The organism is Rhodoferax sp. GW822-FHT04A08 (assembly GCF_058801025.1).
This window is the reverse complement of sequence record NZ_JBXAMW010000005.1, coordinates 237,209-260,965: the sequence shown is the minus strand read 5'-3', so window position 1 is coordinate 260,965 and position 23,757 is coordinate 237,209. Positions and strand designations below refer to the sequence as shown.

At 63.1% G+C, this 23,757-nt stretch carries 20 protein-coding genes; 15 read left to right on the top strand and 5 right to left on the bottom strand.

All coding sequences use genetic code 11. From position 1 onward, the window contains the following. Positions 1–33 precede the first annotated feature (33 nt). On the bottom strand, positions 34–1,188 hold the full coding sequence (rodA, locus tag AC1RMF_RS12810; RefSeq protein WP_493141881.1) for a rod shape-determining protein RodA: 1,155 nt from the start codon (positions 1,186–1,188) through the stop codon (positions 34–36). A 42-nt stretch (positions 1,189–1,230) separates the two neighbouring features. Between rodA and AC1RMF_RS12805 the strand changes: the two genes are divergently transcribed. From AC1RMF_RS12805 to AC1RMF_RS12735, 15 genes are all read left to right on the top strand, one after another. Continuing rightward, a complete protein-coding gene (locus tag AC1RMF_RS12805; RefSeq protein WP_493141878.1) occupies positions 1,231–1,815 on the top strand; it encodes a YqiA/YcfP family alpha/beta fold hydrolase in 585 nt (194 codons plus the stop codon). 25 nt (positions 1,816–1,840) lie between these two features. Continuing rightward, the gene (locus AC1RMF_RS12800; RefSeq protein WP_493141876.1) at positions 1,841–3,889 is read left to right on the top strand and encodes a ribonuclease catalytic domain-containing protein; all 2,049 of its coding nucleotides are present in this window, start codon (positions 1,841–1,843) and stop codon (positions 3,887–3,889) included. Then, the gene (locus tag AC1RMF_RS12795) at positions 3,889–4,749 is read left to right on the top strand and encodes an energy transducer TonB (RefSeq protein ID WP_342620714.1); all 861 of its coding nucleotides are present in this window, start codon (positions 3,889–3,891) and stop codon (positions 4,747–4,749) included. The genes AC1RMF_RS12800 and AC1RMF_RS12795 overlap by 1 nt, the downstream gene beginning before the upstream one ends. Then, positions 4,746–5,462, top strand: coding sequence for a monofunctional biosynthetic peptidoglycan transglycosylase (gene mtgA / locus AC1RMF_RS12790; protein WP_493141874.1), 717 nt, complete (start codon positions 4,746–4,748; stop codon positions 5,460–5,462). Before AC1RMF_RS12795 ends, mtgA begins: the two co-directional genes overlap by 4 nt. A gap of 47 nt (positions 5,463–5,509) precedes the next feature. Beyond that, on the top strand, positions 5,510–6,121 hold the full coding sequence (locus AC1RMF_RS12785; RefSeq protein ID WP_493141872.1) for a lysophospholipid acyltransferase family protein: 612 nt from the start codon (positions 5,510–5,512) through the stop codon (positions 6,119–6,121). 10 nt (positions 6,122–6,131) lie between these two features. Next, a complete protein-coding gene (locus AC1RMF_RS12780) occupies positions 6,132–7,121 on the top strand; it encodes a phosphatidate cytidylyltransferase (protein WP_493141870.1) in 990 nt (329 codons plus the stop codon). A 6-nt stretch (positions 7,122–7,127) separates the two neighbouring features. Continuing rightward, entirely contained in the window at positions 7,128–7,700 is a 573-nt protein-coding gene (ruvC, locus tag AC1RMF_RS12775) for a crossover junction endodeoxyribonuclease RuvC (RefSeq protein WP_342620710.1), read from the top strand. Between the two features lie 115 nt (positions 7,701–7,815). Continuing rightward, the gene (gene glgB, locus AC1RMF_RS12770; RefSeq protein ID WP_493141868.1) at positions 7,816–10,008 is read left to right on the top strand and encodes a 1,4-alpha-glucan branching protein GlgB; all 2,193 of its coding nucleotides are present in this window, start codon (positions 7,816–7,818) and stop codon (positions 10,006–10,008) included. A 14-nt stretch (positions 10,009–10,022) separates the two neighbouring features. Then, positions 10,023–12,119: a glycogen debranching protein GlgX gene (gene glgX, locus AC1RMF_RS12765; protein ID WP_493141866.1), complete on the top strand. Its 2,097-nt coding sequence runs from the start codon at positions 10,023–10,025 to the stop codon at positions 12,117–12,119. A gap of 13 nt (positions 12,120–12,132) precedes the next feature. Beyond that, positions 12,133–13,764, top strand: a complete 1,632-nt coding sequence (locus AC1RMF_RS12760) for an alpha-D-glucose phosphate-specific phosphoglucomutase (RefSeq protein WP_493141864.1) — start codon at positions 12,133–12,135, stop codon at positions 13,762–13,764. Positions 13,765–13,807: 43 nt separating this feature from the next. Further along, the gene (glgC, locus tag AC1RMF_RS12755; protein WP_446738017.1) at positions 13,808–15,109 is read left to right on the top strand and encodes a glucose-1-phosphate adenylyltransferase; all 1,302 of its coding nucleotides are present in this window, start codon (positions 13,808–13,810) and stop codon (positions 15,107–15,109) included. Between the two features lie 23 nt (positions 15,110–15,132). After that, positions 15,133–16,605 (top strand): glycogen synthase GlgA, encoded by a 1,473-nt coding sequence (glgA, locus tag AC1RMF_RS12750; protein WP_342620706.1) that lies wholly within the window; start codon positions 15,133–15,135, stop codon positions 16,603–16,605. A 5-nt stretch (positions 16,606–16,610) separates the two neighbouring features. Further along, positions 16,611–19,079, top strand: a complete 2,469-nt coding sequence (locus tag AC1RMF_RS12745) for a glycogen/starch/alpha-glucan phosphorylase (RefSeq protein WP_493141862.1) — start codon at positions 16,611–16,613, stop codon at positions 19,077–19,079. A 35-nt stretch (positions 19,080–19,114) separates the two neighbouring features. Beyond that, on the top strand, positions 19,115–20,578 hold the full coding sequence (zwf, locus tag AC1RMF_RS12740) for a glucose-6-phosphate dehydrogenase (protein WP_342620704.1): 1,464 nt from the start codon (positions 19,115–19,117) through the stop codon (positions 20,576–20,578). 55 nt (positions 20,579–20,633) lie between these two features. Next, on the top strand, positions 20,634–22,064 hold the full coding sequence (locus AC1RMF_RS12735; protein ID WP_493141860.1) for an aldehyde dehydrogenase family protein: 1,431 nt from the start codon (positions 20,634–20,636) through the stop codon (positions 22,062–22,064). A 28-nt stretch (positions 22,065–22,092) separates the two neighbouring features. On the opposite strand, the gene AC1RMF_RS12730 is transcribed toward AC1RMF_RS12735, so the two are convergent. From AC1RMF_RS12730 to AC1RMF_RS12715, 4 genes are read right to left on the bottom strand one after another with little or no spacing between them, the layout of a single operon-like run. Continuing rightward, the gene (locus tag AC1RMF_RS12730) at positions 22,093–22,518 is read right to left on the bottom strand and encodes a nuclear transport factor 2 family protein (RefSeq protein WP_342620702.1); all 426 of its coding nucleotides are present in this window, start codon (positions 22,516–22,518) and stop codon (positions 22,093–22,095) included. 24 nt (positions 22,519–22,542) lie between these two features. Then, positions 22,543–22,968, bottom strand: coding sequence for a DUF1801 domain-containing protein (locus tag AC1RMF_RS12725; RefSeq protein WP_493141858.1), 426 nt, complete (start codon positions 22,966–22,968; stop codon positions 22,543–22,545). Positions 22,969–22,989: 21 nt separating this feature from the next. Beyond that, positions 22,990–23,547, bottom strand: a complete 558-nt coding sequence (locus tag AC1RMF_RS12720; protein WP_493141856.1) for an NADPH-dependent FMN reductase — start codon at positions 23,545–23,547, stop codon at positions 22,990–22,992. A gap of 24 nt (positions 23,548–23,571) precedes the next feature. Then, the gene (locus AC1RMF_RS12715) at positions 23,572–23,748 is read right to left on the bottom strand and encodes a hypothetical protein (RefSeq protein WP_342620699.1); all 177 of its coding nucleotides are present in this window, start codon (positions 23,746–23,748) and stop codon (positions 23,572–23,574) included. Positions 23,749–23,757: the final 9 nt, after the last annotated feature.

Genomic DNA, 23,757 nt, shown 5'->3' with positions numbered 1-23,757 from the left:
AACCGATCCAACCCCAACCCCAAAACTAATAGGTCAAGACTGCACCAACCGCTTCGAATTGGCAATCGACATCAGAATGCCCAACGCCAGCCCCAGCGTCACCATCGCAGTACCGCCGTAGCTGATGAACGGCAAAGGCACGCCCACCACCGGCAGGATGCCGCTGACCATGCCCATGTTCACAAAGGCGTAGGTAAAGAAGATCATGGTCACGCTGCCCGCGAGCAGGCGGGCGAACAGTGTGGGGGCTTCCAGTGCAATGGCCAGGCCGCGCAACACCAGGAAGATGAAGGATGCGATCAGGCACAGATTGCCCAGCAGGCCGAACTCTTCCGAGAAGGCGGCGAAGATGAAGTCAGTGGTGCGCTCGGGGATGAATTCCAGATGGGTTTGCGTGCCCTGCATGAAGCCCATGCCAAAGACGCCGCCCGAACCGATGGCAATCATGCCCTGGATGATGTGGAACCCCTTGCCCAGCGGATCGCGCGAAGGGTCCAGCAAGGTGCAGATACGTTGCTGCTGGTAGTCGTGCAGCACCGGCCAACGCATGCCATCGGCGCACAGTGTGGGCTCGAAGATCACGAGTAGGGCTACCCCAATGAGTCCCAGGACAATGGGCGGAACAATCAACTTCCAGCTCATGCCGGCAAAGAAAATGACCGACATACCAGCCGTCAAGATCAGCAGCGCCGTGCCCAGATCGGGCTGCTTGATGATCAGCGCCACCGGCACGGCCAGCAGAACTGTAGCCACCGCAAAGTCCAGCGGGCGCAACTGGCCCTCGCGCTTCTGGAACCACCAGGACAGCATCAGCGGCATGGCGATCTTGAGAATTTCGCTAGGCTGGATGGTCACGCCCACGTTGATCCACCGCTTGGCCCCCTTCTTGGTGATGCCGAAGATAGCGACTGCAATGAGCAGCGCGACCCCCACCGTGTACAGTGGCACGGCCAGCGCCATCAACCGCTGGGGCGGAATCTGGGCCACGACAAACATGATGCCGGCCGCAATCAGCATATTGCGTGCATGGTCCTCGAAGCGGGTGCCATGGTCCCAGCCGGAGGAATACATGGTGAGCAAACCGGCGCAGGCCAGCAGAAAGACCGCGAACGCCAGCGGGCCGTCAAAGCCTGCAAACCAGGGCGCAATGCGCTGGCGCAGGGACGGCTGAGAAAATGTGGATGACATGAGCCCAATTATCCCGCCAAGCGAACAAACCACCGCCACCACATGACCACCACCCACCTGCTTTACCTGCACGGCTTTCGCTCCTCCCCACAATCGGCCAAGGCGCAGCAGACATTTGCTGCGCTACAAAAGCGCCATCCCGAGATCGTCTGGTGGTGCCCCCAGCTTCCCCCATCGCCGCACGAAGCCATGGAAATGGTCATGCAAGGCATCGCAGACTGGCCGCTGGAGAGCATGGCCGTCGTGGGATCATCCCTGGGCGGCTTCTATGCCACCTGGATTGCCGAGCGCACCGGCTGCCGAGCGGTGCTGCTCAATCCGGCGGTAGACCCGGCGCGGGACCTGGCCGCCTACATCGGCGAGCAGACGCACTGGCACGATCCACAGGAAAGCTTCTACTTCCAACCTGAGTACGTGCAGGAGTTGCGCGATCTGGTCTGCGGGCCGCTGGGCCGACCGCGCAACTACTTCTGCATCATTGCCAAGGGCGACGAGGTGCTGGACTGGCGCGAAATGCATGCGCGCTATGCAGCGTGCAAAGTGCTTCTGCTCGAAGGCGGCAACCACGCCATCTCCGACTATGAGAGCCACCTGCCCACGGTCATGGCCCATATCACCGGGGACTGAAGACAAATACAGGGACAATCCCCCCATGTTTTTATTGTTTGAAGAAGCCGGAAAGTTCATGGCCGGTCGGGTGCTGTCGGAGGCTGAGTCCTCTGCGCAGGTGGAGTTGGATAGTGGCAAACGGGTCAAGGTCAAGGCCGCCAACATGTTGATCCGGTTTGAAAAGCCCGCGCCGGCGGCCTTTGTGCAGGCCGCACAAAAGCAGGCCGAAGGCATTGAGCTGGAAATGGCCTGGGAATTCGCGCCGGAAGAGGAATTTGGCTTCGCCGATCTGGCGCGCGACTACTTCTCGGCCAACGCCAGCATCGAGCAGCAGGCTGGAATGCTGTTCAAGCTGTTTGAGGCGCCGCACTACTTCCGCCGCGCCGGCAAGGGCCGCTTCAAGCGTGCGCCGGCCGACATCATTGCCCAGGCCCTGGCCGCCATCGAAAAGAAGCGCCTGGTTGCCGAGCAGATCACCGCCTGGGCCGGCGAGCTGGGCCAGGGCGCTTGCCCCGAACCCATCAAAGAGCAGCTCTACAAGATCCTGTTCAAGCCCGACAAGAACGCCGCCGAGTACAAGGCCGTGGTCGAGGCCTCGCGTGCCACCCACACCGCACCGCTGGAACTGCTGCAAAAGGCCGGCGCCATCCACTCGCCCTACCTCTTCCACTGGAAGCGTTTCCTGCTGGAGAACTTCCCCAAGGGTCATGGTTTTCCCGCTGTCAGCGCGCCAGCCATTGCCGACGAGCTGCCGCTGGCCCCGGTACAGGCCTACTCAATCGACGACTCCCAAACCACCGAAATCGACGATGCACTCTCCCTGCAAGGCCTGGGCAGCGGCACGGTCACCGTGGGCATCCACATCGCAGCGCCCGGCCTGGCTGTACTGCCGGGCAGCCCGGTGGACCAATTGGGGCGTGCGCGCCTGTCCACAGTCTATATGCCGGGCTACAAGATCACCATGCTGCCCGACGATGTGGTGCAGATCTACACCTTGCAGGAGGGCCGTGCCTGCCCTGCAGTGTCGCTGTATGTGACGCTGGACGAAACCACACTGGACATCAAGAGCAGCGAAACCCGGCTGGAGCGCGTACCCATTGCCCGCAACCTGCGCCACGACCAGCTCGATGCCATCGTGACCGAGCCCTGGTTGCTGGACCCGGCGTTCAACCACGACAGTGAGCCGCAGTCCATGACGGAACTGCGTACGGAACTGGCCTTCCTCTACCGGTTGGCTAAGGACCTCAAGTTGAAGCGCGAAGTGGTGCGCGGCAAACCCGAAACCTTCAACCGCCCGGACTACAACTTCCGACTGGTGGGCAATGACGGCGCCGAGCCCACCGGGCAAGAGACGGTGCAGATCAGTGTGCGCCAGCGTGGCGCGCCGCTGGACCTGATCGTGGCCGAGGCCATGATCCTGGCCAACAGCACCTGGGGCAGCTGGATGGCCGAGCTGGGCGTGCCCGCCATCTACCGCAGCCAGGCCTCGCTGGCGCCCGGCGTCAAGGTGCGCATGGGCACCAAGGCTTTGCCGCACGCGGGCATAGGCGTCAAGAGCTACGCCTGGAGCACATCGCCGCTGCGTCGCTATACCGACCTGGTCAACCAGTGGCAGATCATTGCCTGCGCACGCCACGGCAAGACGGCTGCGCTGGCAGCACCGTTCAAGCCCAAGGATGCCGACCTGTTCTCCATCATCAGCAGTTTTGACGCGGCCTACAGCGCCTACAACGGCTACCAGGGCGCAATGGAGCGCTTCTGGACACTGCGCTATGTGCAGCTACACGGTCTGACCGAGCTGACCGCATCGCTGTTCAAGGAGAACATGGTGCGGGCCGACGAGCTTCCGCTGGTGCTGCCGGTGCTGGGTGCGCAAGGCTTGCCGCGCGGCGCCAAACTGCGCATCAAGCTGGGAGAAATCGACCTGATCACCCTGGACGTGCATGGCACCGTGCTGGAGCGGCTGGACACCGTGGTTGCCGATGAAACGGCGCAAGCCACCGAGGAAGACGACGAAGAAGTGGCCGGCCCGATCGCCATTGCGGTAGATGTGAGCGACAGCGCGGAAGGTTCTAACGATAATCCTGCCTAGTGATTCTTTCCAAATACAGCACTTTGCAGTTGGCCCTGGGTGCATCGCTTGCGGTGCACGGGGTGCTGCTTTCGGTGCGATTTGTGGACCCGGAGTCGTTCCGACGGGTGTTTGAGGACACGCCGCTGGAAGTCATTCTGGTCAACGCCCGTACCAACGAGAAGAGTGACAAGGCCAAGGCCATCGCCCAAGCCAGCCTGGCCGGTGGCGGCGATGCCGAAAAAGGCCGCGCCACCAGCCCGCTGCCGCCAGCCCCTCTGACCGACACCGGCGAGACCCTGGAAATGGTCAATGCCAGCAAGCTGCAAAGCCTGCAGGAGCAGCAAAGCGTGCTGCTGTCCACGGTGCAGGAACAGATTGCCCGACTGCCCCAACCCGAACCCAAGGAACTGAGCAACAAGACCGAAGCGCAGCAGCGCGAGGAAAAGCGCAAGCAGCTGCTCAACCTGCTGGCCGAGATCGAACGGCGCATCAACAGTGAAAACTCGCGACCCAAGAAGCGCTATATCAGCCCTTCCACCCGCGAGGAAGTCTATGCCGTGTACTACGACACGCTGCGCCGCACGATCGAAGACCGCGGCACCGAAAACTTCCCGGCCTTCAACGGGAAGAAGCTCTATGGCGAACTGACCATGATTGTGACTGTCAACTTTGATGGCCGCGTACTCGGCACCGAAGTGGTGGAGAGCTCGGGCAGCAGCCTGCTGGACCGCCGCGCGGCTGCCATTGCGCGTGCTGCCGGGCCTTTTGGCCCCTTCACACCGGCCATGCGCAAGCAGGCCGACCAGATTCTGGTGGTATCGCGCTTCAAGTTCACGCGCGACGAAACGCTGCAAGCGCGGGTCAGTTCTGCACCATGAGGGCGGTGTGGCGTTGGCTGGGTCTGGTGACCCTCTGTTTGCTGTGTCTGCAAATTTTCTTCTTGGTCCGTATTGCCGTCATGGTCGCGGTGGATCCGCAATCCACGGCATTCCAGCGCTCCGAAGCCTGGCGCATTGCCAAGGACAAGGGCGCACTGCCCTGGGCACAGACCTGGGTACCGTATGCCCAACTGTCGGACAACCTCAAGCGCGCGGTGATCGCCTCCGAAGACGACGGCTTCTCCAGCCACGATGGCGTGGACTGGGATGCGCTGGAAAAAGCCTGGGCCAAGAACAGCAAGGCGGAACAGCGTGCCGAACTCCGAGGCACCAGCAAGCCGCCCAAGGTGGTGGGTGGCTCCACCATCTCGCAGCAACTGGCCAAGAACCTATTCCTCTCGGGCGAACGCACGCTGTTTCGCAAGGCCCAGGAATTTGTGCTCACCATGGCACTGGAGACCCTGCTGGGCAAGCAGCGCATTCTGGAGATCTATCTCAATAGCGTGGAGTGGGGCGAGGGCGTGTTTGGCGCCGAGGCCGCTGCCCAGCATTACTTCCGCAAGCCCGCTTCCAAACTCACAGCCTACGAGGCCGCCCGCCTGGTGGTGATGCTGCCGCGTCCCAAGTACTTCGAAAAGATGTCCAACTCCGCCTATCTGTCGGGCCGCGCCAGCGTCATCACAGGGCGCATGGCGGATGCCCGTCTGCCCTGACTTGCCGGTGCATTGGTACCTGCGCCTGCATCTGTATCATGGCCGCCATGCTGGCTAAGTTGATGGGCTATTTTTTGCTGGGCCTGGTTCGGTTGCTGACCGGCTCTCAGGCGCGCTGGTATGGATGTCCGCCCAAGGCCGAACAGCGCATCTACTTTGCCAACCACCAGAGCCATGCCGACCTGGTGATGATCTGGGCGGCGTTGCCCGAGGAACTGCGCCATGTGACCCGCGCCATTGCGGCGCGCGACTACTGGACCAAGACTCCCTTCAGGCAGTGGCTGACCTCTGCCGTGTTCAATGTCATCTATGTGTCACGCGAGCGCACGGCGGACGAAGACCCGCTGGAGCCGCTGATCGAAGCGTTGGGCCGCGGCGACTCCATCATCCTGTTTCCAGAAGGAACGCGCGGCCACCAGGGGTTGCCACAGGCCTTCAAGGCGGGCCTGTACAACCTGGCTGCCAAGTTTCCGCAAGCGGTACTGGTGCCCGCCTGGATCAACAACGTGCAGCACGTGCTCCCCAAGGGCGAAGTGGTGCCGGTGCCGGTGCTGTGCTCGGTCACCTTCGGTGCCCCCTTGCATCTGGAGCCTGGCGAGGATAGGCGAGCCTTCCTGGACCGCGCCCGCAATGCCGTGATCGCCCTGCGCGACGTCTGAATTCCAAGCCATGTATTTCTACCTGAAGAACCTGTCCCCCACCCAGCAGATAGGCGCCCTGTTTGTGCTGGTATTCGGCCTGCTGCTGGCAGCGAGCATCACCGCGTTTTCGTTCACCATCCGCGAGTTTGCCGACGAGACCCAGGCCGAAAACCGGCGCGTCCAGCTGCGCAGCATCAACGGCATTCTTCGCACCAGCTGGTTCATGGTGGTGGTGTTCTGGCTGGGCTGGATGATGGGCAACCGCGTGGCGCTCACGCTGTTTGCCCTGGTGTCCTTCTTTGCCCTGCGCGAGTTCCTGACGCTCTCGCCCACACGGCGCGGCGACCACCGCAGCCTGGTGCTGGCGTTTTTTGTGGTGCTCCCCGTCCAGTATTGGCTGGTGGCAGCGGAACACTTCGACATGTTTGCGGTCTTCATTCCGGTGTTCGTCTTTTTGGCGCTGCCGGTAGTCAGCGCGCTTGCCAATGATCCGCAGCATTTCCTGGAGCGCAATGCCAAGCTGCAGTGGGGCATCATGGTCTGCATCTACGGCATGAGCCATGTGCCGGCGCTGCTGATGCTGCACTTTCCGGGTTACGACCACCGCAATGCCTTCATGGTGTTTTTCCTGGTCATGGTGGTGCAGGTCTGCATGGTGACCCAGCATCTGATGGGCCGCTGGCTGCAACGCAAGCCTGTGGCACCGGCCATCAGCACCAGCTTCAACTGGCCCAGCTGGTGGATAGGCATCAGCGTGGCCAGCGTGTTTGGTGCAGCGTTGGCAGGTATCACACCGTGGGTGCCGGGCACGGCCTTTGCGTTCTCTTTCATTGCCTGTCTGGCCGGCTCGCTGGGACACTTTGTGATGAAGGCGCTCAAGCGCGACCGCGGCATTCCGAGCTGGGGCAAGGAAGGCCGCGCCGTCACCGGCGCCGGTGGCTTGCTGGACCGGGTGGACGCCCTGTGCTTTGCGGCACCGGTATTCTTTCATTCGGCCCGCTGGTACTTTGATCTGTAGGAACCCATGCGAATACTTGGCATAGACCCTGGCCTGCGCACCACCGGATTCGGCGTGGTGGATGAACACGCGGGGCAATTGCGCTATGTGGCCAGCGGCACCATCAGCACCCAGCACCTGGATACTAGGGCGTTGCCGGAGCGCCTGAAGATCCTGTTCGATGGCATTGGCGAAGTGGTGCAGCGCTACCAGCCGGACTGCTCGGTGGTGGAAATCGTGTTCGTGAACGTCAACCCGCAATCCACCCTGCTGCTGGGCCAGGCACGCGGTGCACTGCTGACCGCCTTGGTTTCACAGAACCTGCCGGTGGCGGAATACACCGCCTTGCAGATGAAGCAGGCGGTGGCCGGACATGGTCGTGCCCAGAAGAGTCAGATTCAGGAAATGGTCAAGCGCCTGCTGGGCCTGAGTGGCCTGCCCGGCACCGACGCGGCCGATGCGTTGGGACTGGCCATTACCCATGCCCATGCCGGCAAGGCCATGGCCCGCCTGGCCGCCGCCGATGGCATAGGCGCGGGCAACGCTCTGGCGGGCACAACCAAGAACAAAGCCTCTTACCGGGCGGGGCGTAGCCGATGAAAAGTTACGTACCTGTTCCGAACGAACGTAGCGCAAGCGTGTTTTAGGGTATAGCCTAGGGCTTGTTCTCCAAATCGGTAACCATACTGCAATGCCACAAACGGATAAGAAGAACATGCTCACCGCAAACGACATCTCAGCCCTGATGCGCGCCGACCATGGCGACGCCTTCAGCGTCCTTGGCATGCACGAGCACGACGGCGCCGTCTGGGTCAATGCCATCATGCCCGGCGCCGACAGCGTGGTCGTGCTGGACCGCCAAAGCGGTACGCCCCGCGCCACGCTGCAGCGGATCACGGGCACCGAGGTTTTCAGCGGCGCCATCCCCCAGGCCAAGGAGCGCTTTGAATACCAGTTCCAGGTGGACTGGAAACCAGCTCCCGACCGCACCACGGCTTTGACGCAGGTGCTGGAAGACGCCTACCGCTTCCCCTTTGTGCTGCAGGAAATGGATGTCTGGCTGCTGGGCGAAGGCTCGCACCAGCGCCCTTTTGAAGCCCTGGGCGCGCACTTGACGCAGATGCTGGGCGTGGATGGCGTGCGCTTTGCCGTCTGGGCGCCCAATGCCAAACGGGTCTCCGTGGTAGGCCGCTTCAACCAGTGGGACGGCAGACGCCACCCCATGCGGCTGCGCCGGGAGTGTGGCGTGTGGGAGATCTTCATCCCAGGTCTGGCGCAGGGCGACCTCTACAAGTTCGAAATCCTGGGTGCCGACGGCGGCATCGCACTCAAGGCCGACCCCTACGCCTTTCTGTCACAGATGCGTCCCGACAATGCCAGCGTGGTCTACCCGCTGCTGCCGCGCCGCCCCATGCGCGAAGACCGCGCCCAGGCCAACCAGTTTGAAAAGCCCATGAGCATCTACGAGGTGCATCTGGGCTCCTGGCGCAAGGCCGACGGCTGGCGCTGGCTGAACTACCGCGAGCTCGCCCAGACCCTGGTTCCCTACGCCAAGGAGATGGGCTTCACCCACTTGGAATTGCTGCCAGTGAGCGAACACCCGTTTGACGGTTCCTGGGGCTACCAGCCATTGGGCCTGTTTGCGCCCACGGCGCGGTTTGGCACGCCCGAAGAGTTCCGCGACTTTGTCGATGCGGCGCACGATGCCGGCCTGGGCGTCATCCTGGATTGGGTGCCTGCGCACTTCCCCAGCGACGCCCACGGCTTGGCCAATTTTGACGGCACCCACCTGTACGAATACGCCGACCCGCGTGAGGGCTTCCACCAGGACTGGAACACGCTGATCTACAACTTCGGCCGCACCGAGGTACGCAACTACCTGGTGGGCAATGCGCTCTACTGGCTGGAGCGCTTTGGCATCGACGGCCTGCGCGTGGATGCGGTGGCCTCCATGCTGTACCGCGACTACAGCCGCGCCGAGGGCCAGTGGATTCCCAACAAGCATGGCGGGCGCGAGAACCTGGAGGCCATGGAATTCCTGCGCCGCATGAACTTCATTGTCGGCACCGAGCGGCCTGGCGCCATCACCCTGGCCGAAGAGTCCACCGCCTTCCCCGGCGTGAGCCGCCCACCCAGCCCGGACCTGCAAAGCGGCGGCCTGGGCTTTCACTACAAGTGGAACATGGGCTGGATGCACGACACCCTGCAATACGCCGCCTACGACCCGGTCTACCGCAAGCACCATCAGAACAAGCTCACCTTCGGGCTGATGTACGCCTTCACCGAGAACTTCGTGCTGCCGCTCTCGCACGACGAGGTGGTGCATGGCAAGAAATCCCTGCTGGGTAAGATGCCAGGCGACCCGTGGCAGCAGTTCGCCAACCTGCGCGCACTCTATGGCTTCATGTGGGGCTACCCGGGCAAGAAGCTGCTCTTCATGGGCTGCGAACTGGCCCAACCCACCGAATGGTCGGACACTGGCAGTCTGCCCTGGCATCTGGAAACCGAGCCCACGCACAACGGTGTGCAACGCCTGGTGCGTGACCTCAACCGCGTCTACCAGGCCTATCCCGCCCTGCACCAGCAGGACGTCAAACCGGGTGGCTTTGAATGGATTTCGCATGACGATGCGGCGCAGAGCATTGTGTCATTCACCCGCTGGGGTGAGGACGGCAGTTGCGCGGTGGTGGTGTGCAACTTCACGCCAGTGCCGCGCTACGACTACCGCCTGGGTGTACCGCGCGGCGGCGAATGGACCGAGCGCATCAATTCCGACCAGACCGTGTACGGCGGCAGCGGCATCACCAACAATGCGCTGTACAGTGAGCAGGTCAGCGCACACAACCTGCCCCAATCCATTGTCATGACGCTTCCACCGTTGGCCACCCTGATCCTCACTCCCACCTGAAAGCTGCGGCGGACATGACGCTACAACATGGACACTTCCGCACGTTGGGCGCCACACTGCAATCAAACGGTGTGAACTTTGCGCTGGCCGCGCCCAACGCCACCGCCGTCGATCTCTGCCTGTTTGATGCTGCGGGTCTGGTGGAGACGGCCCGCCTGCCCATGCCCGCGCAAACCGATGGCATCTGGCACGGCTTCCTGCCGGACGCCCGGGCCGGACTGGTCTATGGCTGGCGTGTGCACGGCCCCTGGCAACCGCAGGTGGGTCACCGCTTCAATCCGGCCAAGGTGTTGCTGGACCCGTATGCCCGCGAAGTCGTTGGCAGCTACCAGGGGCAGGATATCCATCTGGGTCATGATGCCCAGCACACGGGCCAACCCGATCCAAGGGACAGCGCCCGTGACGCCCTCAAGGCCCGCGTGGTGGAAGACCTGCCGCCGCCAAGACCCGGTGCGCGGGTTGACCCGGCGCGGCGGGTGATTTATGAGTTGCACGTCAAGGGCTTTACCGCGCTGCACCCGGAAGTGCCGGAGCCGTTGCGAGGCACCTACGCGGGTCTGGCCCATCCGGCCGCCATCCGTCACCTGAAGACACTGGGCATCACCACCGTCTGCCTGATGCCCATCGCGCAGCGCGCCGACGAAGTCCGTCTGCTGCGCATGGGGCTGTCCAACTACTGGGGCTACAGCCCGATCGCCTGGAGCGCACCTGAAACACGGTACTGGAGCGGCACCGAAGGCAGCAGCCCGCGCACCGAGTTCTGCACCTTGGTGGATGCACTACACCAGGCGGGGCTGGAAGTGATTCTGGATGTGGTCTACAACCACACAGGCGAAACCGATGAGTTCGGCCCCACCCTGAGCCTGCGCGGCATCGACAACGCCTGCTATTACCACCTGCGCCCGGACAATCCCGCGCAGTACATGAACTGGACCGGCTGCGGCAACTGCGTCAACCTTAACCAGCCACTGGTGCTGCGCACCGTGATGGACAGCCTGCGCCTGTGGGTGCAGGAGTTTGGCGTGGATGGCTTCCGCTTTGACCTGGCGCCGGTGTTGGCACGCGGTGAGCGCGAAACCGATTACCGCTTTGCCCGCCATGCCCCGTTCCTGATGGCGGTAGCGCAGGACCCGGTGCTGTGCGATCGGCTGATGGTGGCCGAACCCTGGGACATAGGCCCGGGCGGCTACCAGCTGGGCGCCTATCCGGCGGGCTGGCTGGAGTGGAACGACCGCTTCCGCGACACCCAGCGTGCCTTCTGGCTGTGCGAGCAGGAGCACCTGGGTGCCCTGGCACTGCGGCTGGCTGGCTCCAGCGATGCATTCCATCCACAGCGGCGCAGCGCCCACAGCAGCGTCAACTTCGTGACGGCGCACGACGGCTTCACCCTGACCGACCTGGTGAGCTACAACGAGCGTCACAACGAAGCCAATGGCGAACACAACCGGGATGGCCATGGCCACAACCTGAGCAACAACTTCGGCATGGAAGGGCCCACGGACGACCCCGCCATCCGCGAACTGCGCCTGCGCCACAAACGAACCTTGCTTGCGGCCACGGTGTTGTCACTGGGTACGCCCATGCTGCTGGCCGGCGACGATATAGGCCATAGCCAGCAGGGCAACAACAATGCCTACTGCCAGGACAACCCGACCACCTGGCTGCACTGGGACCAGGCCGACACTGCGCTGTTCGGCTTTGTGGCACACCTATTGCAAGCGCGCAAGCAGAGACATCTGCTGCAAAGCCGCGCGTGGTGGCAGGCCGACGAGACCCGCCACGCCGTGATTGCACGCTGGACCACGCCCCTTGCCATGCCGCTCAACCACGATCAATGGAATGACCGCCACCACCGCGCGCTGGCCCTGCATCTGTATGCGGGCCAGGGCCACTCGCGCACAGGCGCGTCGCATGCCGACTGCCTGCTGCTGATCAATGCATCGAGCGAAGCCGTGGAGTTCCATTTGCCTGAAGGACAGTGGCTGCGCCACATCGACACCGGCAACGGTGAACACATGGACCGTCCACTGAGTCCGCGCGAAACGGTGCCGGCGGGCAGCCTCTGGCTGGCCAGCACGCAGCCCCTGTTTACACCCTCGTTTCAAACCTGATGAGCAATCCAACATGGCCCTTCTGACTTTGCCTACCACCCCGTTCAGCGACCAGAAACCCGGCACATCGGGCCTTCGCAAAAAGGTCTCGGTATTCCTGCAGAAGAACTATCTGGAGAACTTTGTCCAGTCCCTGTTTGACGTGCTGCCCGAAGCCAAGGGCCAGACGCTGGTGCTGGGTGGGGATGGGCGCTTTCACAACCGCGTGGCGGTGCAGACCATTCTGCGCATGGCTGCAGCCAAAGGCTACGCACGGGTACTGGTCGGGCAAGGTGGCATCCTCTCCACACCGGCGGTGAGCGCGGTGATTCGCGCCACGGGCGCCAGCGGTGGCATCGTGCTGTCGGCCAGCCACAACCCTGGCGGACCGGACGGCGACTTCGGCATCAAATACAACATTGGCAATGGCGGTCCGGCACCTGAGAAGGTGACCGATGCGGTGTTTGCGCGTTCCCGCGAAGTGCAGAGCATCCACATCAGCGACAGCCCGGACATTGCCCTGGACGCCCTGGGCACCGTCTTCATGGAGGGCATGGAAATCACGGTCATCGACCCGGTCGCCCAGTACGCCGAGCTGATGCGTTCCCTGTTTGACTTTGATGCCATCCGCAAACTCTTTGCTGGAGGCTTTCGCCTGCGCTATGACGCCATGAACGCGGTCGGTGGCCCGTATGCCCGTGCCATTCTGGAAGGCGAATTGGGCGCACCGGCGGGGACCGTGGTCAATGGCGTACCGCTCGAAGATTTTGGCGGCCTGCATCCCGACCCCAACCCGGTCAATGCCGAAGACCTGATCGCCCACATGTCTGCCGATGACGCGCCCGACATGGGGGCAGCCTCCGACGGCGATGCGGACCGCAACATGGTGGTGGGCCGCAGGTTTGTGGTGTCCCCCAGCGACAGCCTGGCGGTGCTGGCCGCGCATGCCACCCTGGTGCCAGGTTATCGATCGGGTCTGGCCGGTGTGGCGCGCTCCATGCCCACCTCCACTGCGGTGGACCGCGTCGCCAAGGCCTTGGGCATTGCCAGCTACGAAACGCCCACCGGCTGGAAGTTCTTCGGCAACCTGCTGGACGCGGGCAAGGCTACGCTGTGCGGCGAAGAAAGCTATGGCACCGGCTCCAGCCATGTGCGTGAAAAAGACGGCCTGTGGGCCGTGTTGTTCTGGCTCAATCTGGTTGCGGTAACCGGCAAATCGGTGGAGGCACTGGTGCGCGAGCTGTGGACCCAATACGGCCGCTGCGTGTATTCGCGCCACGATTACGAAGCCATTCCCACAGCCCAGGCCGACACGCTCATGCGCGGCCTGCGCGACGCCCTGCCCGGTCTGCCCGGCACCACCGTGGCGGGTTGCGACATTGCCTTTGCCGATGACTTCTCCTACACCGACCCGGTGGACGGCAGCGTGAGCAGCAAGCAGGGAGTGCGCGTGGTCCTCAAGGACGGATCGCGCGTGGTGTTCCGCCTATCCGGCACTGGCACCGAAGGTGCCACCCTGCGCGTCTATCTGGAGCGCCACGAACCGGACGCCAGCCGCCACGACATCGAGGCGCAAACCGCACTGCGCCCCTTGGTGGAGTTGGCCGATGCCGTCGCCCATATCCGCAGCCTGACCGGCATGGACCGACCCAGCGTCATGACCTGATCCAACACAACAGCAGACCAACCCCAAACGACAAGGAGACACCATGAGCTTGCCAACCACAATTTCACAAGCTGCTCAACACGAACGGCAGATGCAACCCCATATGCTGGTACGCCGCACCATAGCGCTGGTGCTGGCCGGAGGACGCGGGTCGCGCCTGAAGCAACTCACCGACCGGCGCGCCAAGCCGGCGGTGTACTTTGGCGGCAAATTCCGCATCGTCGACTTTGCGCTGTCCAACTGCGTGAACTCCGGCATACGCCGCATCGGGGTGATCACCCAGTACAAATCGCATTCGTTGCTGCGCCATCTGCAGCGCGGCTGGAGTTTCCTGCGTGCCGAACTCAACGAGATGGTGGATCTGCTGCCGGCACAGCAACGCGTCAACGAGGAGCACTGGTACCGAGGCACGGCCGATGCCATCTACCAGAACATCGACATCATCCAGAGCAGCAAGCCCGAATACGTGGTGGTGCTGGCCGGCGACCACGTCTACAAGATGGACTATTCGCTGATGCTCAAGGACCATGTGGACAGCGGCGCCGGTTGCACCGTGGGCTGCATCGAAGTGCCGCGCAAGGAGGCTTGCGCCTTCGGCGTCATGGCCGTGGATGCCGACCGCAAAATCGTGGAATTCGTGGAAAAGCCGGCAGACCCTCCACCCATGCCCGGCAACGATGCGGTGTCGCTGGCCAGCATGGGCATCTACATCTTCAATGCGCAGTACCTCTATGACCTGCTGGATGCCGACATCGCCAACCCCGAATCCAGCCACGACTTCGGCAAGGACGTGATCCCGAAGGTGGTGCAAGAGGGGCGCGCCATCGCCCATCCGTTCTCCTACTCCTGCGTATCCTCCACGCCCGACGCGGAGCCGTATTGGCGCGACGTGGGCACCATCGACGCCTTCTGGGAAGCCAACCTCGATCTGGCATCGGTCACACCGCAGCTCGACATCTACGACACCAGCTGGCCGATCTGGACCAGCCAGCGCCAGTTGCCACCAGCCAAGTTCGTGCAGGACGCTGAAGGCAAGCACGGCCAGGCCATCAACACCATGGTCTCGGGCGGCTGCATCGTGTCGGGCTCAGCGGTCAGCAACTCAGTGCTGTTTTCCAGCGTGCGCATCCACTCGTATTGCGTGATCGACCAGGCTGTGATCCTGCCCGATGTCACGATCGGGCGCGGCTGCCGCCTCAGCCGCGTGGTGATTGACCGCCGCTGCGAACTACCCGAGGGTCTGGTGGTCGGAGAAGATCCGGTGGCCGACGCAGAGCGCTTTGAACGCACCGAAAATGGCGTGGTGCTGATCACCCGCGAAATGCTGGACCGATTGCCACGCTGAACACCCAAAGGAAAAACACCCCCATGCGCGTACTCCAGGTCAGTGCCGAAATATTCCCATTATTGAAAACCGGCGGTCTGGCCGATATTGCAGGCGCATTGCCTGCAGCCTTGCTCAAGCAGGGCTGCGATGTGCGCGTGCTGCTGCCCGGCTTCCCTGCCATCCTGGCCGGGCTGAAAGACCCGGTCAGTGTGGGCAGTTTCGGCACGCCCTGGGGCGAGCAGGTCGAGGTGCAGTTTGGTGCCTTGCCCGCCGTCAGCCAGGGCGAGCACACGGTGTGGGCCTATGTGCTGGTGGCACCCGGCCTGTACAACCGCCCCGGCAACCCGTATGAAGATGCCAACAAGCAGCCCTATGCCGACAACCACCGGCGCTTTGCCACACTGGGCTGGGGCGCCGCGCATCTGGCCCATGGGCTGGACAAGCTCTGGCGCGCCCAATTGGTGCATTGCCACGACTGGCACGCTGCCCTGGCTCCGGCCTGTCTGGCCGTCTGGAATGCCGGCAGAAGCCCGCGCATCCCCAGTGTCTACACCATCCACAACCTGGCCTACCAGGGCGTGTTCTGGCCGGAGAACTTCCCCGACCTGGGGCTGCCCGGCCACGTGTTCAGCGTGCAGGGGCTGGAGTATTTCGGGCAGATCTCGTTCATGAAGGCCGGCCTGTCCTATGCCAGCCACATCACCACAGTGAGCCCCACTTACGCGCGCGAAATCCAGACGCCCGAGCAGGGCTGTGGCCTGGACGGCCTGCTGCGTGCGCGATCGGGCCACCTCACCGGCATCCTCAACGCAGTAGACGACCATGTCTGGAACCCGGCCACCGATGTGCACCTGGCCCACCCCTACGATGTGCGCAACATGGTGGGCAAGGCCCGCAGCAAGGCCGCCCTGCAGGAAGAAGTGGGACTCACCGTGGCGCCGGATGTGCCGCTGTTTTCCGTGGTCAGCCGCCTGACCGAGCAAAAAGGCCTTCCGCTGGTGCTCGCCGGCATGGATGAAATCACCTCCCGCGGCGGCCAGTTACTGGTGCTGGGCAATGGCGACACCCAGCTGGAGCAGGCATTTGCGGCCAAGGCCCAGGCCAATCCGCAGCAGGTGGCCTTCAAGACCGGCTATGACGAGTCGCTGGCACACCGCATCTTTGCCGGCAGCGATATCACCCAGGTGCCCTCGCGTTTCGAGCCTTGCGGCCTGACCCAGATGTATGGACTGAAGTACGGCAGCATCCCTTTGGTGCGGCGCGTGGGCGGACTGGCCGACACGGTGATTGATACCGATCTGGAAACCCTGGACGACCAGACCGCCACCGGCATCGTGTTCAACCAGTTCGACGTCAATGACTATCGGCACGCGGTGCGGCGCGCCTTTGCCCTGTACCGCCGACGCGCCGACTGGAACCGCGTCCGACAAACTGGCATGCGAATTGCCTTCGACTGGAGCGGCGCTGCGCAACAGTACACCGCCCTCTACCAAAGTCTTATTGGAGCCCATTGAACGCCATGACTTCACCCGCAAGAATCACCCCCGCGATCGATTTTCCATTTGATGCTCCCGGGCGTGACCTGGACTCCCTCAAGCACGCCATTGCCAACAAGCTGATGTTCACCGTGGGCAAGGATCCCAAGACGGCCCGCACCGAGGACTGGCTGCATGCCGCGGCCTATGCGGTACGCGACCAGTTGGTGGAACGCTGGATGAAGACCACCCGCGCGCAATACGCGCAGGATGCCAAGCGCGTGTACTACATGTCCATGGAGTTCCTGATTGGCCGCACCTTCAGCAACGCCATGCTGGCCTTGGGGCTGCGCGACCGCATCCGCCAGGCGCTGCTGGATTTCGGCGTGGACATGGACGCCGTCACGGAGCTGGAGCCCGATGCCGCCCTGGGCAATGGCGGCCTGGGCCGGCTGGCCGCGTGCTTTCTGGACTCCATGGCCACACTGGCCATTCCCGGCTACGGCTACGGCATCCGTTACGACTACGGCATGTTCCGCCAGACCATCGTGGATGGACGCCAGGTCGAGGTGCCCGACTACTGGCTCACCCATGGCAACCCCTGGGAGTTTCCGCGTCCGGAAGTGACCTACCGGGTGCGCTTTGGCGGGCGTATCGTCAAGGACGGCGATGCCTACCAGTGGGTGGACTCGCACGATGTGCAGGCCATGGCCTACGACACCATCATCCCCGGCTACGACACCACCGCCACCAACACGTTGCGCCTGTGGTCGGCCAAGGCCACCGAAGAAATCGACTTGGGAGCATTCAACCGCGGCAACTACTTTGCCGCAGTGGAGACCAAGAACCACTCCGAGAACGTGTCGCGCGTGCTCTACCCGGACGACTCCACCGACTCGGGCCGTGAACTGCGCCTGCACCAGGAATATTTCTTCTGCAGTGCCAGCGTGCAGGATCTGCTGCGCCGCTTCATGAGCCGGCATGATGGCTTTGAGGAACTGCCGCAGAAGGTCAGCATCCACCTCAACGACACCCATCCTGTGCTGGCCATCCCCGAACTCATGCGCCTGCTACTGGACGAACAACATCTGCCTTGGGCCGATGCCTGGCGTCTGTGCAAGGGCGTGTTCTCGTACACCAACCACACGCTGATGCACGAGGCGCTCGAGACATGGCCGGTGCAGATGCTGGAACGCATCCTGCCGCGCCATCTGCAGATCATCTACGACATCAACGCCCAGTTCCTCTCCGGCCTGGCACAGGCGGGCGTGGGCCCGGACATGCTGCGCAAGGTTTCGCTGGTGGATGAGCAGGGCGAGCGCCGCGTGCGCATGGCCTATCTGGCCGTGGTGGCCAGTCACTCGGTCAACGGCGTATCGGCACTGCATTCCCAGTTGATGACCGAATCCATCTTTGCGGACTTTGCCCGCTTGTGGCCGCAGCGCTTCAACAACAAGACCAACGGCATCACGCCACGCCGCTGGCTGGCCCAGGCGAATCCGGCCTTTTCCGCCTTGCTGGACAAGACCATAGGTACCGGTTGGCGCCGTGACCTGACCCAGTTGGCAGGCCTGATGCCGCTCTTGGACAACGAAAAGCTCATCACCGGATTCCAGCAGGCCAAGCTGGTCAACAAGCGCCGCTTGGCGGCCTGGGTGCAAAGCCACATGGGCCTGGAGACTCCCACCGACGCCCTGTTTGACGTGCAGGTCAAGCGCATCCATGAATACAAGCGCCAGCTGCTCAATGTGCTGCACGTCATCACCCGCTACCAGCGCATTCTGGCCAATCCGGATTCGGTGACGGTGCCGCGCGTGATCGTGTTTGCGGGCAAGGCTGCGTCTGCGTACCAGATGGCCAAGCTGATCATCCGCCTGATCAACGACGTGGCCAGCGTCATCAACAACGACCCGCGCGTGGGCAACAAGCTCAAGGTGGTGTTTGCCCCCAACTACAGCGTGAGCCTCGCTGAGATGCTGATCCCCGCGGCCGACCTGTCCGAGCAGATTTCCACCGCTGGCACTGAAGCCTCGGGCACCGGCAACATGAAGCTCTCGCTCAATGGTGCACTGACCATTGGCACGCTGGATGGCGCCAATGTAGAGATCAAGGAAAACGTGGGCGCGGACAACATCTTCATATTCGGCATGACCACGGCTGAAGTGGCTGCCACCCGCGCTGCGGGTTACCAGCCGGCCAAGCTGGTGGAGCAGAACCCCGAGTTGGCCGCCGTGCTGGAAGCCATCCGCAGCGGCACTTTCAGCCCGCAGGAGCCAGGCCGCTACCACGCGATCCACGACGCCCTAACCATGTGGGGCGACCACTACCTGCTGCTGGCCGATTACGCCAGCTACATCACGGCGCAGGAGCGTGTGGACGCGGCCTACCTGGACCCCAAAGGCTGGGCCGTCAAGGCCCTGCGCAACGTGGCGGGCATGGGGCCTTTTTCCTCGGACCGCACGATTGCGGAATACGCCGACAAAATCTGGAACAGCCCGGGCCTGAAGATCTAGGACAAGAGCCGCAGTTTTTCCTCAGGAGACACGACATGGCGAAGATTCCTCCGGGCGTAGGCCCGCGGTTCCCGCAGGTGGTGGTGCTGTTTGGTGCCACGGGCGATCTGGCGCGGCGCAAGCTGCTGCCAGGCCTGTACCACTTGTCGAGCGCGGGCTTTATTCCCGGTTGCCGCATCATCGGCGTGTCGCTGGACGACATCGGTGCAGAAGAATTCCGCACCGCGGCCCGCGCCTCGATTGACGCGTTCTTCAACCGCCCGGTGACGCCGGGCGACTGGGATACCTTCGCCAGCAGCCTGGACTACGTTCCGCTGGCCGCAGGGCCACAGGCGCTCAAGGCAGCAGTGGATGCGGCACGGGCCACCATGCATGGTGAGACCCGCCTGTTGCACTACCTGAGTGTGCCGCCCAGTGCGGCCTTGTCCGCTGTGCGCATGCTGGGCGAAGCGCAGTTGGTGGAACGGGCCCGCATCGTGATGGAAAAGCCCTTCGGTGTGGACCTCGCCAGCGCGGTCAAACTCAACAGCCAACTGCACGAGGTGTTTGCCGAAGAGCAAATCTTCCGCATCGACCATTTCCTGGGCAAGGAGCCGGCGCAAAACATCCTGGCTTTCCGCTTTGCCAACGGTCTGTTCGAACCGATCTGGAACCGCAACTTCATCGACCATGTACAGATCGACGTGCCCGAGACCCTGGGCCTGGGCAACCGCTCGGCCTTCTATGAGCAGACCGGGGCCTACCGCGACATGGTGGTCACCCACCTGATGCAGATCCTGGCCTTTATGGCCATGGAGCCGCCCACCGCGCTGGAGCCCGCGCCCATCAGCGAAGAGAAGAACAAGGTGTTTCGCAGCATGCTGCCCATACACCCCAACGACGTGGTGCGCGGCCAGTACAACGGCTACCGCGACGAGCCCGGTGTGGACCCGCAGTCCGAGACCGAAACCTTCATCGCCCTGAAGTGCTACATCGACAACTGGCGCTGGGCGGGCGTGCCCTTCTTCCTGCGCACCGGCAAACGCATGGCCGAGGGTCAGCGCATCATCTCCATTGCCTTTCGCGAGCCGCCCAAGAGCATGTTCCCGGTGGGTTCCGGTGTGGGCGCGCAGGGCCCGGACCACCTGACCTTTGACTTGGCCGACGCCTCCAAGATGTCGCTGTCGTTCTATGGCAAGCGGCCCGGCCCTGGCATGCGACTGGACAAGCTCAGCTTGCAGTTCGCCATGCACGACACCGGCCTCATGGGCGAGGTGCTGGAAGCCTACGAGCGGCTGATCCTGGACGCCATGCGCGGCGACCGCACGCTGTTCACCACCGCCGAAGGCATTGAGCGGCTGTGGGAGGTATCCACCCAGCTGCTGGAATCGCCTCCGCCCGTGCGCCTGTACGAGCCGGGTTCCTGGGGCCCGAAATCCATCCACCAACTGATCGCCCCGCACGCCTGGCGCTTGCCCTTCGAGCGTGCCTGGAGAAATCCCAACAAGACCGGAGGGTAGTGGGCAAAGTGCTTTAATCCCCCTGCTCGTCTACACCCCCTCAGGAAGTTTTTTCATGTCGCATCATCTGCAGTTCTACATCAATGGCGCTTGGGTTGATCCGGTCAAACCGGCCACGCTGGACGTCATCAACCCCGCCACGGAAGAGGCCTATACCCGCATCTCCATGGGCAGCGCTGCCGATGTGGACCGCGCCGTGGCCGCCGCCCGCGCTGCGTTCCCCGCCTTCTCGGCCACTACGCCGGCCGAACGCTTGGCACTGCTGCGACGCATTCTGGCCGTTTACAACGAACGCTCCGAAGATATTGCGCGTGCCGTGTCCGACGAGATGGGCGCCCCCATGTCCTGGGCGCGCGATGCACAGACCTGGGCCGGTCGCGTGCACCTGGAAGCCACCATCACGGCGCTGGAAAATTTCTCGTTTGAGTCATCCCGCGGCGGCACCCGCATCGTGCAGGAAGCCATTGGCGTGGCCGCACTGATCACGCCCTGGAACTGGCCGCTCAACCAGATCGTCTGCAAGGTGGCACCGGCCATTGCCGCGGGCTGCACCGTGGTGCTCAAGCCCAGCGAGATTGCGCCCATCAGCGGCATCGTGTTCTCCGAGATCATGCACGCCGCCGGCACGCCCGCAGGTGTGTACAACATGGTCAATGGCGACGGCCCGTCCGTGGGCCAAGTGATGTCCGGCCACAAGGACGTGGACATGGTGTCCTTCACCGGCTCCACCCGCGCCGGCATCATGGTGGCCAAGACAGCGGCAGACACGGTCAAACGTGTGGCGCAGGAGCTGGGCGGCAAGTCGCCCAACATCATCCTGGAAGATGCCGACCTGGAGTCGGCCGTGCGCAAGGGTGTGGAGGGTTGCATGAGCAACACCGGCCAGTCCTGCGATGCCCCCACCCGCATGCTGGTACCGCGCGCACGCCATGCCGAGGCGCTGGCCATTGCCAAGCTGGCTGCCGAGAGCCAGAAGGTGGGCGACCCGCAAGCACCTGACACGGTGCTGGGCCCCGTAGTCAGCGAGCTGCAGTTCAACAAGATACAAGGGCTGATCGAGGTCGGCATCGACGAAGGCGCCACGCTGGTCAGCGGCGGCCTGGGCCGCCCCGAGGGCCTGAGCCGCGGCTACTTCGTGCGCCCCACGGTGTTCGGCGGTGTCACCCCCGAGATGACCGTGGCACGCGAAGAAATCTTCGGCCCTGTCTTGGTCATCATGCCCTACGACAGCGAAGAGCAGGCCATTGCGATCGCCAACGACACGGTCTACGGGCTGGCAGCCTATGTGCAGTCCGGCGACCTGGAGCATGCACGCAAGGTCGCACGCCAACTGCGCGCCGGCCAGGTCAATATCAACTACCCGGAGTGGGACACCTTTGCCCCCTTTGGCGGCTACAAACAGTCGGGCAACGGACGCGAATACGCCGACTGGGGCATCCACGACTTCCTGGAAATCAAGGGCATCGTCGGCTACGGCGCGCAGTAAGCGCGCTGCCCCGCCGGCCTGAAGGGTTTCAGGCTGGCTGCGGCAGGCTGTGCCACCAGATGCGCGCCTCTGCGCACGCACCGCCTCCCAAAGTCGCCTGCAGCACGCCGTCGAGCACCATGCGCGGTAAAGCATCGCCGGGCTTGCGCGCTACCAGACTGGTGCCGGTGGACTTGGCCCAGATCTGGAACAGTTCCTCCGACGCCACTTGGTAAGTGACGTGCCAGTGTGCAATGCCGGTGGTGGCCGTGGCTGCCAGGATTTCAAACGTGACTTTCACGTCTTCCTGTAGCTGCACCCGCTTCCAGTATTCCTCCAGTTGCGCTGTGCCCTGCTGTACCTGAAAAGGCGTGTTGTGGTATTTGCCGTCGGGCACAAACAATGCGGCAAACATGGTGGGATTGCGTTGCTCCCACGCGGCCTTGTAGCCGAGCATGAATTGTTCGATGTTCAATGGTGCCTCATTGTGGTGGATGGACTAGGTGGACTTATTCAGCTTCACGGCGGCCTGAATGAGCGTGCGCAGGGCTGGTTCATCCACGGTGCTGCCCTCCGGAAAATCGATGGCCCGCCGGACGTTGCCGTCCAGGCTGGAGTTGAAGAGGCGGGCCGGGTCGGCAAGCGCGGCCCCCTTGGCAAAAGTCAGCTTCACCACCTTCTTGTAGGTCTCGCCGGTGCAGATGATTCCGCCACAGGACCAGACCGGGGTGTTCCACTTCCATTCCTCGGTAATGCCGGCGTCCGCATCCCGGATCAAGGACCTAAGACGCGAGAGCAATGCACCCCTCCAGTCGTTGAGTTCCGTGATGCGTGCGTCAATCAGCTCCGAGGGCGACTTGCCGGCGTCGTTGGCAGGTGTCTTCTTGGGGAAGGGTCTGGTAGCCGGGGATTTACTGGATGCCATGGATTGCTCTCCGGAAATGCACTAGCGCAACGGAAACGACGCAAGGTGGTTGGCCTGCTGCAATACCACCGTATCGTACAAACTTGCCAGGCAGTCGCGCAGGGCTCCCGCCACCGAAGCGGAACTCACCATCCCGTCTTCATCAAGACCCGAGCCCAACAACGGCACCGTAATGGATGCCGATTCCACCAGGGTAGCATTCATGGTGCGCAGCACCTCGCGCAGCGCGTCGTCTGCGTGGCGGGCGCGCGGCGAAGCGTTGAGCACGGCAACCGCCTTGAAAGCAAAAGGCTCATAGCTGACCAGCCAGTCCAGCCCATTCTTGATGGCACCGGTCAGCCCATGCGCGTATTCCGGGCTTGCAATCAGCAGGGCATCCGCAGCGGCCACCTGTGCACGGAATGATTGCACGGCGGGCGGCGGATCACTCTCGAGGTCCGGATTGAACAGAGGCAATTCGCCAAGCCCGTTGCAGAGATGGATCGCAATGTCGTTGGGCGCCAGTCGACGGGTGGCGCGTAGCAAGGCCGAGTTGATGGATGCGCTGCGCAGACTACCGGAGATGGCGAGGATGTTCATGCCAGGCATTTTCTGCCTAGACGCTCAGGCCAGGCGCTCCAGAATCAGCACCGCAAAGAAGCCCAGCCCTGCAAGCACGGCCCACTTCAGAGCCAGCAGGCCAAAGCGTTTGAAGCGCTCCTGACCGGTTCCGGCATAGAGGGCAAAGCTGACGATGATGCCCAGCGCGAACATCATGGCCAGCCAACGAAAGATCAGCATGGCTGTAGT

Bases quoted from the DNA above. Each gene is read 5' to 3' on its own strand.
- AC1RMF_RS12745 (WP_493141862.1), top strand. From the start codon at position 16,611: ATGACTTCACCCGCAAGAATCACCCCCGCGATCGATTTTCCATTTGAT.
- AC1RMF_RS12760 (WP_493141864.1), top strand. From the start codon at position 12,133: ATGGCCCTTCTGACTTTGCCTACCACCCCGTTCAGCGACCAGAAACCC.
- AC1RMF_RS12720 (WP_493141856.1), bottom strand. From the start codon at position 23,547: ATGAACATCCTCGCCATCTCCGGTAGTCTGCGCAGCGCATCCATCAAC.
- glgB (WP_493141868.1), top strand. From the start codon at position 7,816: ATGCTCACCGCAAACGACATCTCAGCCCTGATGCGCGCCGACCATGGC.
- AC1RMF_RS12725 (WP_493141858.1), bottom strand. From the start codon at position 22,968: ATGGCATCCAGTAAATCCCCGGCTACCAGACCCTTCCCCAAGAAGACA.
- AC1RMF_RS12735 (WP_493141860.1), top strand. From the start codon at position 20,634: ATGTCGCATCATCTGCAGTTCTACATCAATGGCGCTTGGGTTGATCCG.
- AC1RMF_RS12800 (WP_493141876.1), top strand. From the start codon at position 1,841: ATGTTTTTATTGTTTGAAGAAGCCGGAAAGTTCATGGCCGGTCGGGTG.
- AC1RMF_RS12780 (WP_493141870.1), top strand. From the start codon at position 6,132: ATGTATTTCTACCTGAAGAACCTGTCCCCCACCCAGCAGATAGGCGCC.
- AC1RMF_RS12805 (WP_493141878.1), top strand. From the start codon at position 1,231: ATGACCACCACCCACCTGCTTTACCTGCACGGCTTTCGCTCCTCCCCA.
- ruvC (WP_342620710.1), top strand. From the start codon at position 7,128: ATGCGAATACTTGGCATAGACCCTGGCCTGCGCACCACCGGATTCGGC.
- glgA (WP_342620706.1), top strand. From the start codon at position 15,133: ATGCGCGTACTCCAGGTCAGTGCCGAAATATTCCCATTATTGAAAACC.
- AC1RMF_RS12785 (WP_493141872.1), top strand. From the start codon at position 5,510: ATGCTGGCTAAGTTGATGGGCTATTTTTTGCTGGGCCTGGTTCGGTTG.
- AC1RMF_RS12715 (WP_342620699.1), bottom strand. From the start codon at position 23,748: ATGCTGATCTTTCGTTGGCTGGCCATGATGTTCGCGCTGGGCATCATC.
- zwf (WP_342620704.1), top strand. From the start codon at position 19,115: ATGGCGAAGATTCCTCCGGGCGTAGGCCCGCGGTTCCCGCAGGTGGTG.
- mtgA (WP_493141874.1), top strand. From the start codon at position 4,746: ATGAGGGCGGTGTGGCGTTGGCTGGGTCTGGTGACCCTCTGTTTGCTG.
- glgX (WP_493141866.1), top strand. From the start codon at position 10,023: ATGACGCTACAACATGGACACTTCCGCACGTTGGGCGCCACACTGCAA.
- rodA (WP_493141881.1), bottom strand. From the start codon at position 1,188: ATGTCATCCACATTTTCTCAGCCGTCCCTGCGCCAGCGCATTGCGCCC.
- glgC (WP_446738017.1), top strand. From the start codon at position 13,808: ATGAGCTTGCCAACCACAATTTCACAAGCTGCTCAACACGAACGGCAG.